Source organism: Phyllobacterium chamaecytisi, assembly GCF_020164455.1.
Lineage (GTDB): Bacteria > Pseudomonadota > Alphaproteobacteria > Rhizobiales > Rhizobiaceae > Phyllobacterium > Phyllobacterium chamaecytisi.
In genome coordinates this window covers 103,062-120,030 of record NZ_JAIQWW010000018.1, presented here as the reverse complement: position 1 = coordinate 120,030, position 16,969 = coordinate 103,062, and the positions used below count along the sequence as shown (strand labels likewise).

Below are 16,969 nucleotides of genomic sequence, written 5' to 3'. Positions count from 1 at the left end.
CCCTAGTTTCCTCTGTCAGATAGGCCGTGTGATGAGCATCGGGGGACGTTAGGACAATGCGGCGGATCATCAAAGGCCTATTATGGATTGTTTTCTCCCTCATCCCCATCGCATTGCTCGGCACGGTCCTCGGTTATGTCTGGCTCGCCCGCTCGGTAGCGCCCGCGTCCGGAGAGGTGATTCTCCCCGGTCTGTCTGCGCCGGTCACTGTCACGCGCGACAAGAATGCGGTCCCGCATATTAGCGGTACCTCGGTCGAAGACGTTCTGACCGCTCTTGGCTTTGTTCATGCGCAGGAACGCCTCTGGCAAATGGAAGTGAACCGCATGGCGGGACAAGGACGCCTGTCCGAGCTATTCGGCGACAAGACCATCTTCACTGACCGCTTCATCCGCTCGATCGGCCTCTATGAATCGGCCCAAAGCTCCGCCGCGTCGCTGGGCGAAGCGGACCGGAAGAAGATCGACGCCTATGTGCTTGGAATTAACACGTTTATTGCCGGCACCGGACCGACTTTTGGTTCCAAATATTCGCCGGAGTTTGTCGTACTGGGCCATACACCGGAAAAATGGACTGCCGCGGATGTGATTGTGACGTTGAAATTGATGTCCGTGACACTCGCCGCCAACATCGATGACGAAGTGTTGAGATTGAAGTTTGCCCGTCTTGGCATGAGCGATGCGGAGATCATCGATTTGCTGCCGCCGGTGCCGGGTGATACGCCACCGTCTTTGCCGGACCTGCGCCAAGTTCTCGGCTTACCCAGCGGCTCGCTTAAGGCGGGCGCGGCGGAAGCTGAAAGCCAGTTTGCAGCGTTGAACGACATCATGTCCACCGGGGCTTCCAATAATTGGGTCGTAGGTGGCGCCCGAACCGAGACTGGCAAGCCGATCCTCGCCAACGATCCGCATTTAGGCTTAACTGCACCCTCTCTCTGGTATCTCGCGCATCTACAGGTCAAGAACAACGATGGATCGTCGAAAAACCTGGTCGGCGTGACGCTGCCGGGAGCACCGTTGGTATTGCTCGGACGTAATGACAAGGTGGCGTGGGGCTTCACCAATACCGGATCCGATGTTCAGGACATTTTTGTTGAAAGGATCAATCCCGCCAATCCCGATGAATACCAAACCCCTCAGGGTTTTTCACCTTTCGAAAGAAAACCCGTATCCATCAAGGTCAAAGGCAGCGACACCGTAACCTTTGACCGCAGGACCACACGTCATGGTCCGGTGTTGCCTGCGGATTATCGTGGGCTCGATCATTATCTGCCGGATGGCACGGTTGCATCCTTGTCCTGGACTGCTTTGGCTGGCGATGACAAGACCATCTCGGCGGGATTGAAGCTTTGGGATTTCGCGAATGTCGCTGATTTTCAGAACGGCATGCGCGACTTCGTAACGCCGATGCAGTCAATCGTGATTGCAGATACGGACGGAAATATTGGCCTGATTGCTCCCGGCAGGGTGCCTGTGCGTGATCCTGCCAATCAAATCATGGGACGAGCGCCATCCCCGGGTTGGGACGCCACCTACGACTGGAAGAGCTTTATACCCTACGAGGAATTGCCGCGCGTCTCTAATCCTGCAGACAATGTTCTTGCAACAGCGAACACGAAGATTGTCGATACGAGCTACCCACATTTCCTCACCTTTGATTGGGACGAGCCTTGGCGCTTCGAGCGTATAAAGACCCTGATTTACAATGCGAACCAGCAGACGCTGGAAACCAACAGCAAGGTCCAGGGCGATGCCATGGACAGTGCTTACGCCGCTTTGGTTCCGGTGATGCTCAAACTGGTCGATGGACGGAGTGATGTGGACCTCGATGTTACGAAACAGTTGCAGGCGTGGGATTTTGTCGAGGACCGCACGCGCATCGAACCGCTGCTTTTCAGTGCTTGGTTGAGGATGGCGACGAAGCGCATTCTTGAAGACGATCTTGGCGACGCCTTTCCATCCTACTGGCAGGGCCATGTCGACGCTATGCTGCGTTGGCTCGGGCCAAACCCGGCGCGTGATTGGTGCGATGACGGCCGCACGCCGGAGAAAGAGAGTTGCGGCGATATTCTGGCGCTGTCACTCGCCGATGCGATCAAGGATATTGATGCGCGTCTTGGTTCAGACCGCACCAAATGGACTTGGGGCACGTTGCACTATGCTTACGGAGCACACCAGCCGTTTTCGCAGGTTAGCCCCCTCGACCAACTCTTCAATGTCACCGTACCTGTGTCTGGCGGTGCCTATACGCTGAATCGTGGCAAGTCGTCGTTTATGGATGAAAGCAATCCGTTCCGCGTGGCACACGGCACCAGCTATCGCGGCCTGTTCGACCTCGCCGATCTCAATCGCTCGACCTATATCCAGACGACTGGCCAGTCTGGAAATGTATTTTCATCGAACTATCGTGATTTCGCTCAAAAGTGGGCTGACACTGGGGCCATCACCATTCCCACCGATGAGCGAGACTATCAGGACGGTCTGCTGGGCGTGTGGCGCCTGAAGCCAAAAGAATGATTTAGGTGAGGGCGGTCATCACCGTCTTCTGATAGGCGGGACGCGACTTCAAGCGTTCATACCAGGATTCAAGGTGGGGATGGTCCGGGCGCTCAATCGTCATTTCGAACCAGGCATAGGCAAAGCAGCCAACGGGGATATCGCCGATGCCGAACTTTGAGCCCGATAGATAGGGCTGCGAGGCAAGCGTGGTATCAACGATAGAGAATAGTTTGCTGCAACCCTGAAGCCCTTTTTCCATAGCCGCATCATCGCGTTCTTCTGCTGATACACGCACCTGATTCCAGAACAAGTCGCGGAAAGGGCCGGCGAGGGTGGAGGTCGCCCAGTCCATCCATCGTTCCGATTTCGCCCGGGTTGCTGCATCGTCGACATAGAGCGTCGACTGTCCATACTGCGCGGCAAGATAGCGAACAATCGTATTACTTTCCCACAGCACCAGATCGTTGTCTTCCAGCGTCGGCACCAGTCCGTTCGGGTTCATCGCCCTATAAGACGGATCGGATACGACGCCATAGGCGCCTCCCGCAGGGATGTTTTCGTAAGGAACACCGACTTCCTCGGCGGCCCAAAGCGCTTTCTTGACGTTGGTCGAGTTGGTACGGCCCCAGATTTTAAGCATGGTAGATTCTCGTTGGTGAGTTAGTCTCAGCGTATGAGATGACGCGTGATGCGACGCTCCAACCAATCCCAGATATGCCGAATGATTTCCACTAAAATCAAATAGATGATTGCAGCCCACAGATAGGCTTGGAAATCGAACGTTCTGGAATAGGCGAGGCGCGTGTAACCCATCAGATCGTAAACTGTGATCAGAGCAACGATTGCTGAGCCCTTGATCATCAGGATGATCTCGTTGCCGTAGGGCCGTAACGCCACGATCAGAGCTTGCGGCAGGATCACCTTCCAGAACGTAACGAATTTGGAAATACCGAGCGAAGCCGCTCCTTCCCATTGTCCGAGCGGAACGCTGCGAACCGCGCCGCGCAATATTTCAGCCTGATAGGCCGCTGTGTTCAAGGCAAACGCTAGCAGGGCGCAGTACCAGGCCTCTCGAAAAAACGTCCAAAGGCCAACTGCTTCGAGCTGGGGCTTGAATGATCCGAGGCCGTAGTAAAACAGAAAGACTTGCGCGATGAGCGGTGTTCCCCGGAAGAAATAGACGTAGGCGTAGGCGATGGAAGATGCGATGCGGTTTTTGCTCATCCGGCCAAGGGCCACCGGTATCGAAATCACCGCGCCGAGTAGAATTGACGACCCGACAAGCCCGATCGTGGTCTTTAGGCCCGCAAGATATGTGGGGCCGTATTTCGCGATGAGCTCAGGGTTCCATGCGCTGTAAAGATAGATGAGCAGCCCAACGAGAAGAGCGATCCAAAGACCCACAAGCAGATGGCCAACGACCCGGCCCCGGGTCCATTTTTTCGGCGGCGCCGGAGGACGAATGACAGTCGCTGGCCGCGCATTGATGAAGCTTTCCGTCATCGTTTTACCCCGCTCTTGGCCGATGAGCGTTCGATCGCGTCGATGACAAAGGATGAAAGAATGGCGAGCACAAGATAAATCATGCAGGCCACACCAAAGAACAGGAAGGCGTGCTTCGTAACACGAGCCGCAACTCCAGTCTGGCGCAATATGTCCGCAAGCCCAATGGCTGAAACCAAAGCTGTGTCCTTGAGCAGGATCATCCATAGATTGGCCAGCCCAGGGAGCGCGATGCGGATCAATTGCGGCAAGATGACCTTGCGCATGGTCTGACCGTTGGAAAGTCCAATGGCATAGCCGCCCTCATATTGGCCCTTCGGTATCGCACGGAATGCGGAAAGGAACACTTCGCTGGCATAGGATGAAAACACGACGCCTAGCGCGAACATGCCGGCAATGAATGAATTGATTTCAATCGAGCCTTGGTAACCAAGTAGCTGCCCCAGCTTCTGAATGCCGATCTGCGCGCCGAAATAGACCACGAACAAGGTGAGCAGTTCGGGCAAGCCGCGAAAAATAGTCGTGTACATGTTTGCGGCGAGTTTGACGGACCGTTCCGGCGATTGTTTGCCAAGTGCGACGAAGAAGCCGATCGCCAACCCCACCGGTAATGTGGCCAGCGCGAGACTGACTGTTACCAGAACGCCGCTTGCAATGCTCGGACCCCAACCGCCCTCGCCAAAACCCAGTAACGCTATTGAGCCTTCCATAGGCAACTTTCATATTTGCAGGCTGTTCCCCATGGCTCTTTTCTGAGCCCGCCCGTTATTTTTATTCAAAGCCGTGGATGGCGGTGTGCGCCGCCATCCACATTTCATATCAAGTCAGTGCGTTCGGCTCAATCCTCGCCACCGTAAACGTCGATCTTGAAGTACTTGTCGTTGATTTCCTTGTACTTTCCGTTCGCACGGATCGCCGCAATAGCCGTGGTGAACTTGTCGGCCAGCGCTGTATTGCCCTTCTTCACCGTCACGCCGGCACCTGGACCGTGGATCGCGGGATCAGGCGTAATCGTGCCAAGGAGCTTGCAGCATGAGCCGGCATCGCTATCGAGCCACTGGCCCAGAACAACCACGTCGTCCATAACGGCATCGATACGACCATTGCTGATATCAAGTTTATATTCATCTGAAGTCGGATACATCTTGATATCCGAACCGCTGTATTTTGCTTCAGCGTAGTTCGAATGGCTTGTCGACCCTTGCACGCCCAGCGTTTTACCCTTCAGGGCTTCTGGTGTGATGTCCTTGATAGCGGAATCCTTCGGTACGGCAATCGCCGGAGGCGTATTGTAGTACTTCTTGGAGAAGTCGACCTTTTCCAGGCGTTCAGGCGTAATCGACATGGATGCAATGATCGCATCGAATTTGCCTGCCTGTAGTGCCGGGATCATGCCGTCCCAATCCTGGGATACCCAAGTGCATTCGGCCTTCATTTCCGCGCAAAGCGCATTGCCGATATCGATGTCGAAGCCTTCAAGCTTGCCGTCGGGGGTAAGATTGTTGAAGGGCGGATAGGCTCCTTCGGACGCGATTGTCAGTTTCAGTGCGTCCTCCGCGTGTGCCGCGCCCATGGAAAAGGCTAGAGCTGCAGCGGAAATCGCGAGTACGAGACGCTTAGTGATACGCATTTATTTGAACCTCTCTTTTATAACCCGGCTGTTCCCCTATTTTTCTGGACAGCCTTCCGGGTAAGGTCGCAGTTTATGTCACTGCTCCTGATACGGATATTCCCACTAGTTTTCTTTCAATTGCAACCGGGAATCGTGCGTCGCCAAGCGAATCTGACCGTCAAAATCACATAATTATTTTGGGCCTTATACTTTTGTTGCGCACGTATTGGGTGAAACGTCATTTTCTGACACGCCTATCGGGAAAGCTCTGTTTCGCGTTCGATCAAATCGGCCAAGGCAGCAATATCATCAAGTTCGTGGACAGGTACTTTCTCGTCCAAAATGGGGTAATCGCTGGCGATTGCAACGATGCTTGGATCGCCTGTCGTTAATCGTTCCCCTGACCTGCCTTCGGTACGGCGGGTTTCGATCTTCTTGTGCCCCTCGCGCTTGTAACCTTCTACAAGAATAAGATCACAGGGTGCAAAACGCGCAATGATATCGGCCAGCGTCGGCTCGCTTTCACTCACCAGCTCATGCATCAGCGCCCAGCGTCGGTCCGAGACGATGGCCACCTCGCCAGCACCTGCCTTGCGGTGACGAAACGAGTCAGTGCCCTCCTTGTCGATATCGAAATCGTGATGGGCATGCTTCACGGTCGAAACCCTCCAGCCCCGGCGGGTCAATTCGCCAACGAGTTTGACGGTCAGCGTGGTTTTTCCCGAGTTCTTCCAGCCGGTTATCCCGAATATGCGAGGCGTCATGGTATGGCACTCCACCGCTGCCGGGCTTCGGCAATATCTTCGGGTGTATTGATGTTGAAAAATGGATCGAGAGACGCCCCGGATTGCGTTGTTATGATTGGGAAGTCCGCAATCTTGTGCGGATGGCCCTCGATCCAGGCAACGACACGGCGATTCTTTTCGTTGCTCAGCCAACGGCGAAGGTCGTTCTTGAGGAAAACTGGCCACAGGCCGAAAACCGGGTGCAGCCTGTTTCCAGAAGCTGCGACTCCGATGTGTCCTCGAGGAGCATCTGCGACAGCTTGGCGTAGTGTATCAACAAGATTGTCGGGAAAGAATGGCGTGTCAGTTGCCACCGTCACAACGTGGGTGAACGGCAGCGCCTGATTGTTTGCCCACTCCATCGCAGCCAGAACTCCGGCAAGGGGCCCGGCAAACCCGTCAATGTCGTCGGGGATGACAGGAACCGGCAAATCCGAAAATAGTACCGGCTCGTTATTGCTGTTCAAAGCCACCGGTTCGATTTGACGCGACAAACGCGCATAGACATGATCGATCACGCGCCGGTCGCCAAACGGCAACAATGCCTTGTCAACTCCGTCCATCCTTCGCGATTGACCGCCAGCCAGTATTATACCCGCAATTCTCACGCCTATACTCCATCAGGTGACGTCGCCGCCGCCGTTGTGGTTGCGACCGGCTTCAGCCGGCCGACAATGCGCTCACGGTAAAGCGTATAAAGCCCGCTGCCAATCACGACGATGGAGCCGACGATCATGGGGACGTCCGGCAGATCGCCGAAAAACAGATAACCGAGCAAGATAGCCCAGATCAGACTCGTATAGCGAAACGGGGCAACGAAGGCGATTTCGCCTTCTCGCATGGCCAGAATGATGAAGTGATACGCGACCATGACGCAGCAGGCGGCAAGTGTCAGCAGCAAGGTATTTGTCAGCGACATGGGTGTCCATCCGCCCAGAGGACCGATCATGCCTATCCCGGCAACTCCCACACCTGTCGAGGTTAGCGCGGAGATCATCAGTACCGGAATGGTCCTTGGGACCTTGCGCGTCGCGAGATCCCGTATTGAGGCAAAAATCACCGTGATGACTATCAGAAGAATGTATGGACTGACACCGTTATGGCTCGGCCGGACGATTATCAGTACGCCGATAAAGCCGACAATGATTGCAATCCAACGCCGCCAGCCAACCGGCTCGCCGAAGAACAGCGCAGCCCCGAGGGTCACCACCAAGGGCAGAGCCTGCAGAATTGCCGAGGTTAATGCGAGGGGCACGTGAACAAGAGCGACAAGGAAGCTGACCGTGCCGACCACTTCGCCGATCACGCGTAAGATGGTCATTTTATGGAGGGCTTCACGCAGCGGAACCAGCATGCCCTTGTGCCAGGCGAGAGCAAGGATAAGAACGGTCGAGATCGAGCTGCGTACGAGCATGACCTGGCCCATATTCATGTCTTCCGCAACGAATTTGACCGTTGCATCGTTGAACGTGAAACTGGCCATGCCGATGGCCATGAAAAGACTGCCACGCAAATTGGGAGATAGCGCCAAGATGGTCAATTCCGAATGAGGAAGCGATTCTCCTCCAGAATCGCTTCATTAGATATATCAATCTGTGCTGATCAGTGCATCTGGAATGTTTTGGCGAGGCTAGTGCCCGAGGCTCTAACCGCCTGTGACACTCATGTGGCGGGATACGGCAGGGCGATTGTGACGGCGGTCGATAATAAAATCATGGCCTTTCGGCTTGCGGCCAATTGCTTCGTCAATGGCATTGTTCAGAAGTTCGTTACCTTCTGAAGCGCGCAATGGTTCGCGTAGATCAGCAGCGTCTTCCTGGCCGAGGCACATGTAGAGCGTGCCGGTGCAAGTCAGACGTACCCGGTTGCAACTCTCGCAGAAATTATGCGTCATCGGTGTGATGAAGCCGACACGTCCGCCGGTTTCCTCGATCTCGACATAGCGGGCAGGACCGCCGGTCTTGTAGGCGATGTCGTTCAAGGTGAACTCTTCGCTGAGTTTGGCCCGAAGCAGCGACAGCGGCAGGTACTGGTCTGTACGATCGAGTTCGATTTCACCCATTGGCATGGTTTCGATCAGCGTCAGGTCCATACCGCGCCCATGAGCCCAGCGAATCATCTCTGGAATCTCGTGATCGTTGAAGCCCTTAAGAGCGACTGCGTTCAGCTTGACTTTGATGCCGGCTTCTTGCGCAGCGTCGATGCCTTCCATAACCCGGTTGAAGTCACCCCAGCGGGTAATGGCCCGAAATTTATCAGGATCCAGCGTATCTAGCGATACATTGATGCGCTTGACGCCGTGGCCGGCCAACTCAGGCGCAAAGCGTGCGAGCTGCGAGCCGTTCGTTGTGAGTGTCAACTCTTCGAGCGCACCGGACTGAAGGTGACGCGAAAGCTCTCCGATCAGATGCATGATATTCTTGCGCACAAGCGGCTCGCCGCCGGTAAGACGCAGTTTTTTCACGCCCTTCTCGATGAATGCCGTGCAAAGCCGATCCAGCTCCTCGAGCGTCAGCAGATCCTTCTTTGGCAGGAATGTCATGTGTTCCGACATGCAATACGTGCAGCGGAAATCGCAGCGATCCGTCACCGATACGCGCAAATAGCTGATCGTTCGCCCGAAAGGGTCGATCATGGGGGCCTGATGTGCCGTCGTATCGAGCAATGCAACGTGATCCAAGAGCTTCCTCCTACCAAAGAGATAGGGTGCCGGCTTCCAATTGTCCAGCCGTCGGACGAGACAAACGCTGAGGCTTTTCCACGCAGTTTGTTCAACCCTGCGTTCGTTGCCGACCGCGTCTGACAAAGTAGAGAATTGGCCGTGTGCAAGCGAAACAGTCTGCACAGTGCCAGCCGTGTATTGGAAAGGACGGACTTGCGGGGATCGATCCTTGTTCTTACAGAAGAGGGAGCACGAGGAGCGTTCGCGATGACTGATGCCTGGCCCAAAGAACTGCGCGTAAGCAAAGACCGCCGATCGCTCACGATCGTCTTCGACAATGGGGAAAGCTATGTGCTTACGGCGGAGCTTTTACGGGTCGCGTCACCTTCGGCGGAAGTACAAGGGCACTCGCCCGAACAGCGCCAGACATTGCCGGGCAAAATAAATGTCGAGATTGCCAAGATGGAACCCGTTGGAAATTATGCTGTGCGCATCATTTTCGACGATATGCACGATACCGGCCTGTTCAGTTGGGACTATTTGATCGATCTTGGGCGTAACAAGAATACACGCTGGCAGGCCTATCTCGATGAACTTACCGAGAAGGGTTTAAGCCGCGAACCGTTCACGCCGCGGCGAGTGACCTGAGTTACTTCAAGATGATGTCATGCGAATGCAGCCCGAGCAATTCCAGAACCATAGGTTGCAGGAGATGACACGAACATACGCGCAGTGGGCGAGTGGTCCGGTGGCCATTTGCCGGCTTGGCGTTCGCGTTGACCCGTAAGAAATATTCTCTTGATAAGTGTATCCTGCGCATTTGCGGGTGACATTAAAGAATTCATTCCAAGAACCGCCAAACACAACAACGACATGCTGAAAAACTTGTTCACCATGCTCTCCAATTCGATGCAGTGGGTCGCTTCTTCTGGAATATTATTACGATTTTTGGGAATGAACTGGATTGCTCAACTATTTGTGTGATGAATTAACATGAAAGTGTGGGTGAATTGGGATAAATGTGTCAAAACCAGCACACAGCTTAAAATTGTGCCGCGGCGAGTTAATATTTGGGGGCGGGGCATTGTTAAAAGATTCTAAATACGATGCGGTCAAACTGGCTACACACCTCATCAATGGCTCATGTTCATCCGTGGGCAACACAGTTCCAGCTGGGCACGCATCATGAATTCCCGTTCCAAAAAAAATGCAATCTTTCTGGCCGCGATGTTATCGGCCACGGTCGTCCCAATGGCGCCGGCATCAGCAGCCAATAACCTGATGGAACTGCTGTTCGGCAATCGTCGCGTCGAGTCGCGTCCTGTCGACCAAACACATCAGGTCCATCCTGGCAGGCTGCAGGATGCGAGCGTGCGGCGTCCGAACGCCCCTATCAAGCGCGTGGTCGTCACAGCGCCGACAAACTATGACTACAAGCCCGAAGGCTTGGTTCAGATCGATTTTTCGAAAGTGGATACGCAGATCACGGCTTCAGCCGATCATGGCACGGATATGTCGTCATCAATGGCGATGGATGAATTCGGTCTGAAGATCGACCATCTGAAGGCTGCTCACGTTCTTGCGGAAAAGGAGATATCTGACGCGATTGTCTCGTATTATGCCACGAAACAGCGCCCGATCTGGACGGCTTCTTATGATGTGACACGACAGGCAAAGGCGGTCGTGGCGCTTTTTGCAAAGGCTGCAGATGATGGTCTAGATCCACAAGATTACACAGTTGTGGTCCCGAGTGACGATTACGACCGTGCCAACATTCCAGCGCGATTGAAGGAGCTTGCAGATTTCGAGTTGTCGATGTCGGCGCGAGCGCTGCGCTACGCCATGGATCAGGGTGAGGGCCGCATCAATCCAAACCGCCTCAGCGGGTTCCATGACTTTGCTACGGGCCGGGTCAAGCCGCGCGAAGTGATCGAACAGCTCGCTTCGTCGAACGATCCCGCCGCGACGCTTGTCGCTTTCGAACCACAGAATAAATGGTATACCGAGCTCAAACAAAATCTGCACGAGCTCGATGGTACCGATGAGCCGACTGTGAGCATTGCTCCCGGCACAATGATCCGCCCGGGCGATACAAGCGCTGAACTTCGCAATGTCGTAGCGCTGATCCGGGCGAAAGCGCCGCAGGATTATTTGGCACAGCACAAGATTGTGCTGGCCGCGCACGAAAACAGCTATGTCTATGACGAGAGTCTCGTCCAAGCCATCAAGGACTTTCAGAAGGCGCAGGGGCGCAAGGCCGACGGTGTAATCGGCAGCAACACCATCAAGTCGCTTCAAACCGAAACAACTCTGTCCAAACGGAACCGTATTTTGTATTCCATGGAGCGGCTGCGCTGGCTGCCGCATGATTTCGGCAAGCGCTATGTTTTCATCAATCAGCCTGCCTACCGGGCCCAGTACTTCGACGACAACACAGAAAAACTGGCGATGAATATCGTGGTCGGATCACCCACGAACCAGACCTATTTCTTCGACGATACGATCGAGACTGTTGTCTTCAATCCATCCTGGGGGGTGCCGCGCTCGATCATTCTCAACGAGATGATGCCGAAAATACTCAGCAATCCGTCCTATCTCGAAAATAGTGGATACGAGGTCTATGACAAGACGGGTCGCGTGGTTCCGTCGAGCTCGATCAATTGGTATCAGGTTGCTTCAAATGGCGGCGGCGTTGGCATTCGCCAGAAGCCGAGCCTCGACAATGCTCTCGGGGAACTGAAGATCCTCTTCCCGAACAGTCACGACATCTACATGCACGACACGCCGGCCAAATCTTATTTCAAGCGGGACATGCGAGCATTGAGCCATGGCTGTATCCGCCTGGAGCGCCCACGTGACATGGCCGCGGCAGTGCTCGGCGTTCCGGTCGAAGATCTGAAACAGTACTTCGGCAAAAACGAACGCAGCGTCAAGGTAAAGGACCAGTTGCCGGTCTATGTGTCCTATTTCACTGCGTGGCCAGACGCGACGACGGGCGAGATCAAGTATTACGACGACGTCTATGAGCGCGACGCTTATCTCGAAAAGGCTTTCGTCAAGACGCGGGCAATGCGACAGGCAACAAGCGTCCAGACTGCGAAACTTTAAAGGCAGCGCCCCTAGTCGTTTTTGATTTCGAAAGGTGGCAGGCTTTGGAATGCAAGTTTCAAGGCCTGTGACCAACCATCTGAAATCATTTCATAATAAGGATCATGGCGTTCGATGCGTTTTTCGAAACCAAGCTTGAGACTATCCGACTCGTAGAACTGTAAGTCCAGCGGCAGTCCTACTGACAAGTTGGATTTCAGCGTCGAATCGAAGGAAACCAGCAACAGCTTCGTCGCTTCCTCAAAAGTCAGTGCAGGGTCGTAGGACCGCACGATAATCGGCTTTCCATACTTGTGCTCACCGATCTGGAAGAAGGGTGTATCCGGCGTCGCCTCAATGAAATTCCCCTCGGGATAGATCAGGAAAAGCCGCGGATCGCCGCCTTTGATCTGGCCACCGAGGATAATCGAGGCGCCGAATGAATCGGCACGCTGCCCGCCGGAATCCACCTCGTCGATGACGTGTCTAATTGTATCGCCAACGAGCCTTGCCGTCTGAAACATCGATGGCATTTCGTAGATCGACGGCGACCGTTCGGATGGCTCCTTGGTGCGTTCATTCAGGATGCTGATGACGGCCTGGGTTGTTGCCAGGTTGCCAGAGGAAACCAGCGTGATAACGCGGTCGCCCGTCTTGGCCCAAGTATACATTTTCTTGAACGTGGAAATGTTGTCGACACCGGCATTTGTTCTCGTGTCAGACATGAACACAAGGCCGCGGTCCAGTTTGAGCCCCACGCAGTAAGTCATAGCGAATCCCGAATCCCGATAGTAGAGCGATTACTGCTCTACATTGACCTCTACGGCAAGTGATTCAATGCCGGGTCCAAAGCGTATACCGGAAACTGGTGCCGCTTCGCGGTAATCGAGGCCGCAAGCCAGACGCACATAGGTTTCATTCGGACAAATATCGTTGGCTGCGTCGAATCCGACCCAGCCCAGTCCTTCGATATGTGCCTCCGCCCACGCGTGGCTTGCCGTCTGTTCGATCGTGTTGTTCAGCATGAGATAGCCGGACACGTAGCGGGCAGGAATATTGAGCAGGCGCGCGGTAGAAATGAAGACATGGGTGTGGTCCTGGCAAACACCGCTTCCGTTGAGCAGTGCCTCCTCGGCCGTGGTGTTGATGTTGGTAGTGCCTGGTGTGTAGGCCATTTTCTGATGCAGTAGTGCCATCAGTTCGTGCATGATTGCCAGTTTGTCGGTCTTGGCTGGCAAGCTTGCTGCCAATTCGCGGATCGACTCACCCGGTTTGGTCAGGTCCGTTTCACGTTCGTAGAGCCATATCGGCATGAAATTATAGACCTTGCCGAGAACACCCGTGCGATCCTCGGTTTCGACCTGGCCCTCGGCGCGTATGACGAGTTCTTCGATGTCGCGATCAAGCCGTATCAGCATGGTGCGATTGCCATAGCCGTCACGGTAGTTCGCTTCCTGTGTCGCCCCCTCTATCTTGAGTGCCCAGTCGATGACTTTCTGGCCCGGGCTGCTCTGTGGATGCATACGCAATCGCAGCACCGAATAATGAACCGGAGTGTCGTAACGATAGCGGGAATTGTGCTGGATGTTCAAAAGCATGATCTTCAATCGAAATTGTAGGCGTGAGCAATTTTGCTGCTCAAGCTGTTCGTTTGATAAATGAGATCGCTCAGGAATTCGTGTAGTCCATTGTCAAAAATGGTGCGGATCTCATTGTTCTCTAGCCGCGTCATAATACTCTCGGACATGTCATGGCATTCGTGCCGCTTGCCATAGTCGAGGGCAAGGTATTTCAGATTATCGACGATATTGGAGTAGCAGAAGTTCAGGGACCGAGGCATGCGTGAATTCAAGATCAGATAATCCGCAATGTTCACGGGATTGTATTCGACATCATAAACCCAGCGATAGGAGCGATGGGCGGAGACGGACCGCAGGATAGATTCCCATTGGAAGTTGTCGAGGGTCGTTCCAACATATGAAATCGAGGGAAGCAGCACGTAATATTTAACGTCAAGAATGCGCGCAGTGTTATCGGCCCGCTCGATGAAAGTTCCGATGCGCGCGAAATTGAAAATTTCGTTGCGCAGCATTGTTCCATGAAAAGCACCGCGGATAATCGCCGTTTCGCGCTTGATCTGATCGAGAACGCGTGGAAGGTCGGTTTCGGGGATAATGGATGCCAAAGTCGATTTGAGCACCATCCAGGTCTCGTTAACGCTTTCCCAAGCCTCACGCGTAAGCGCAGTCCGCACCATGCGTGCGTTGGATCGCGCGGTTTCAACGCAAGCCATGACGCTCGAGGGATTACTCAGATCACGCAACAGGAAATCGGAAACAAGGCTCGCATTGTACTCCTTGTATTTGCTATCATAGCCGATCTTTACTCCCGCGCTCATCAATACGGACGACCATTCCTCGGGCGCGTCGGATGTTTTCGTCAATGCCATTCGCAGTCCGGCATCGATGAGCCGTGCCATATTCTCTGCCCGCTCAATATAACGGAACATCCAGTAGAGACCATTTGCGGTGCGGCCAAGAAGCATTTTCTAGTCGTATCCTCTTTGTAGTTCCGAACCGTCTTGAGCGATTCTTATTTCCCCTCAGAACCAGTCTAGTCGTCCAGCACCCAGGTATCCTTCGTACCTCCACCTTGACTGGAGTTGACCACGAGCGAGCCCTCTTTCAATGCGACACGCGTCAGACCGCCAGGTGTGATGCGTATGCGGTCAGACACGAGCACGAATGGCCGCAAATCCACGTGGCGCGGCGCCAAACCTTTTTCGGTCATGATCGGCGTTGTCGAAAGCGCGAGCGTTGGTTGTGCAATGTAATTTTTCGGGTTGGCCTTCAGTTTAAGGGCGAAGGCTTCGCATTCCTTCTTGGAAGCTGCCGGACCGACGAGCATCCCGTATCCGCCGGAGCCGTGAACCTCCTTGACCACGAGATCAGAGAGGTTGTCGAGCACATATTTGAGTGTGTCCGGTTCCGAGCAGCGATGCGTGGGTACATTTTCCAAAATCGCCTTGCGTCCGGTGTAGAATTCAACGATCTCCGGCATATAGGAATAGAGTGCCTTGTCGTCGGCAATCCCGGTACCGGGTGCGTTGGCAATAGTGATGTTCCCCGAACGATAGACGTCCATGATCCCGGCAACGCCGAGCGCTGAATCGCGGCGGAAGGTGAGGGGATCAAGGAAAGAGTCGTCGACTCGTCGGTAAAGCACATCGATGGCGCGGTTGCCTTCTGTCGTCCGCATGACGACCTTACCGTTCTCAATCTTGAGATCGCTCCCCTCGACGAGTTCGACACCCATCTGATCGGCGAGAAAAGCGTGTTCGAAGTAGGCGGAGTTGTAGATGCCTGGCGTCAGCACCGCGATGGTGGGCGTACCCTTGCAGCCGGGCGGAGCAACCGCCGCCAATGATTGCCGTAGCAGCTTGGGATATGTCTCGACGGGACGCACCTTGATCTGCTGGAACAGTTCCGGAAACAGCTGCATCATCGTTTCGCGGTTTTCCAGCATGTAGGAAACGCCGGAAGGTGTGCGCGCATTGTCTTCAAGAACGTAGAACTGGTTCTCTTCCGTCCTTACGATATCAACGCCGATGATATGCGTGTAGACGTTTCCCGGTGGTCTAAACCCGACCATCTCCGGCAAATAGGCATCATTGTGGGTGAAAAGTTCACGTGGAATGCGGCCGGCGCGGATGATCTCCTGGCGGTGATAGATATCATCAAGAAACGCGTTGAGCGCCATGACACGCTGCTCGATGCCCTGCGACAGGCGGCGCCATTCATTGCCGGTGATGATGCGGGGGATGATATCGAACGGGATGAGGCGTTCGGCGGCTTCCTCGTCGCCATAGACTGCAAATGTAATCCCGGTCTTGCGAAAAACGTTCTCGGCATCAAGCGACTTTTGAGCCAACCGCTCGGGATTCTGCGTATCGAGCCAGCATTTTAGCTGTTCATATGGCGGGCGCACTTCTCCGCCTGTTTTGATCATCTCATCAAATGGATTCACTCAAACCCCCTTCATGTAAGCGTATTCAAGCGGGTTCAGCAAAAAATGCAAGCACATTCCATTGTTGAGGAATGACTCCGGAAGCACGGCTCAAAAATTAGGCAACTACAGAGCGTTTGAGGCACGCGCAATACGATTTTCGTCTAATGCGTGAGCTCGCGTTTGCTATTTTCAAAAATAAAAAGAGCCCGCCTACCACTGGTAAACGGGCCTTGGAATCATGTTGTCAGGTTTAGTATGGCGATACGCATTGGCGACGGGGGCCGTTGTTGGGCTGATATGTATTGTCATAGGCCCTGTACGACCGATAGCGGTTGTAGCACCACTGTGTATGCGCACTGCCGGTGCGATAGACCGGACGAGGCGCAATGGCGCTACCCACTATAACACCGGTACCAAAGGCGGCCAGTGGGAACCAGCCTCCGTTATAATATCGATAGCCCGGACGATAGTAATTGTATCCGCGGTGTCCTCTGTACCAATACCGGTCGCCGCCATAGTAGCGGCCGCCGCGATAGTAACGACCCCCACGATAGTAGCGATTGCCGTTCCAGTTTCGGCCGCCGCGATAATGCCGCCGGTATTGCACTTGCTCGATGTTGGCGCTCGTGGTTTCGACACTCAACGGCGCAAGCGGCGCCGAAAAGGCGGGCATCGGACCGACCGAAGTCAGCCCCGCCGACATCGCAAGTGCGGCAAGCATTGAAGTTAGTTTCCTCAATTTTTCCTCCTGAAATCCCGGGACTGCGCCCGTTTTCACTGTAAGAGCAAAAAAACCTCGGATGGAAGGCTAATC

16 protein-coding genes are annotated in these 16,969 nt (G+C 54.3%); 3 read left to right on the top strand and 13 right to left on the bottom strand.

Features of this window, described 5'->3' with window-relative positions; all coding sequences use genetic code 11:
- Positions 1-56 precede the first annotated feature (56 nt).
- Positions 57-2,516 carry a penicillin acylase family protein gene (locus LB462_RS23800; RefSeq protein ID WP_224513131.1) on the top strand — a complete coding sequence of 820 codons (2,460 nt, stop codon included), beginning with the start codon at positions 57-59 and terminating at the stop codon, positions 2,514-2,516.
- A gap of 1 nt (position 2,517) precedes the next feature.
- Here LB462_RS23800 and LB462_RS23795 read toward each other — a convergent pair whose 3' ends face one another.
- The 8 genes from LB462_RS23795 to moaA all read right to left on the bottom strand — a co-directional run bounded on the left by LB462_RS23795 (position 2,518) and on the right by moaA (position 9,033).
- Positions 2,518-3,138: a glutathione S-transferase family protein gene (locus LB462_RS23795; protein ID WP_224513129.1), complete on the bottom strand. Its 621-nt coding sequence runs from the start codon at positions 3,136-3,138 to the stop codon at positions 2,518-2,520.
- 26 nt (positions 3,139-3,164) lie between these two features.
- Positions 3,165-4,001, bottom strand: a complete 837-nt coding sequence (locus LB462_RS23790; protein ID WP_224513127.1) for an ABC transporter permease — start codon at positions 3,999-4,001, stop codon at positions 3,165-3,167.
- On the bottom strand, positions 3,998-4,711 hold the full coding sequence (locus LB462_RS23785; protein WP_224513125.1) for an ABC transporter permease: 714 nt from the start codon (positions 4,709-4,711) through the stop codon (positions 3,998-4,000). Before LB462_RS23785 ends, LB462_RS23790 begins: the two co-directional genes overlap by 4 nt.
- 128 nt (positions 4,712-4,839) lie before the next feature.
- On the bottom strand, positions 4,840-5,631 hold the full coding sequence (locus tag LB462_RS23780; RefSeq protein ID WP_224513123.1) for an ABC transporter substrate-binding protein: 792 nt from the start codon (positions 5,629-5,631) through the stop codon (positions 4,840-4,842).
- A 236-nt stretch (positions 5,632-5,867) separates the two neighbouring features.
- Positions 5,868-6,377, bottom strand: a complete 510-nt coding sequence (gene mobB / locus LB462_RS23775; protein ID WP_224513122.1) for a molybdopterin-guanine dinucleotide biosynthesis protein B — start codon at positions 6,375-6,377, stop codon at positions 5,868-5,870.
- Complete coding sequence (gene mobA / locus LB462_RS23770) at positions 6,374-7,006, bottom strand: molybdenum cofactor guanylyltransferase MobA (RefSeq protein WP_224513120.1); 633 nt, start codon at positions 7,004-7,006, stop codon at positions 6,374-6,376. Before mobA ends, mobB begins: the two co-directional genes overlap by 4 nt.
- A 2-nt stretch (positions 7,007-7,008) precedes the next feature.
- Positions 7,009-7,929: a DMT family transporter gene (locus tag LB462_RS23765; protein WP_224513117.1), complete on the bottom strand. Its 921-nt coding sequence runs from the start codon at positions 7,927-7,929 to the stop codon at positions 7,009-7,011.
- Between the two features lie 114 nt (positions 7,930-8,043).
- Positions 8,044-9,033, bottom strand: coding sequence for a GTP 3',8-cyclase MoaA (gene moaA / locus LB462_RS23760; protein ID WP_224513188.1), 990 nt, complete (start codon positions 9,031-9,033; stop codon positions 8,044-8,046).
- A 294-nt stretch (positions 9,034-9,327) separates the two neighbouring features.
- Here moaA and LB462_RS23755 point away from each other — a divergent pair, with 294 nt between their 5' ends.
- Positions 9,328-9,708: a gamma-butyrobetaine hydroxylase family protein gene (locus LB462_RS23755; protein WP_224513116.1), complete on the top strand. Its 381-nt coding sequence runs from the start codon at positions 9,328-9,330 to the stop codon at positions 9,706-9,708.
- A gap of 537 nt (positions 9,709-10,245) precedes the next feature.
- Positions 10,246-12,168: a L,D-transpeptidase family protein gene (locus tag LB462_RS23750; RefSeq protein WP_224513114.1), complete on the top strand. Its 1,923-nt coding sequence runs from the start codon at positions 10,246-10,248 to the stop codon at positions 12,166-12,168.
- An 11-nt stretch (positions 12,169-12,179) separates the two neighbouring features.
- Here the strand turns inward: LB462_RS23750 and LB462_RS23745 are convergent, their stop codons facing one another.
- The 5 genes from LB462_RS23745 to LB462_RS23725 all read right to left on the bottom strand — a co-directional run bounded on the left by LB462_RS23745 (position 12,180) and on the right by LB462_RS23725 (position 16,876).
- A complete protein-coding gene (locus tag LB462_RS23745) occupies positions 12,180-12,917 on the bottom strand; it encodes a proteasome-type protease (RefSeq protein ID WP_112528526.1) in 738 nt (245 codons plus the stop codon).
- Positions 12,918-12,947: 30 nt separating this feature from the next.
- Positions 12,948-13,745, bottom strand: coding sequence for a transglutaminase family protein (locus tag LB462_RS23740; RefSeq protein WP_224513112.1), 798 nt, complete (start codon positions 13,743-13,745; stop codon positions 12,948-12,950).
- A 5-nt stretch (positions 13,746-13,750) separates the two neighbouring features.
- On the bottom strand, positions 13,751-14,692 hold the full coding sequence (locus LB462_RS23735; RefSeq protein ID WP_224513110.1) for an alpha-E domain-containing protein: 942 nt from the start codon (positions 14,690-14,692) through the stop codon (positions 13,751-13,753).
- A 68-nt stretch (positions 14,693-14,760) separates the two neighbouring features.
- A complete protein-coding gene (locus tag LB462_RS23730; protein ID WP_224513107.1) occupies positions 14,761-16,173 on the bottom strand; it encodes a circularly permuted type 2 ATP-grasp protein in 1,413 nt (470 codons plus the stop codon).
- A gap of 232 nt (positions 16,174-16,405) precedes the next feature.
- Positions 16,406-16,876: a BA14K family protein gene (locus LB462_RS23725; RefSeq protein ID WP_370637278.1), complete on the bottom strand. Its 471-nt coding sequence runs from the start codon at positions 16,874-16,876 to the stop codon at positions 16,406-16,408.
- Positions 16,877-16,969: the final 93 nt, after the last annotated feature.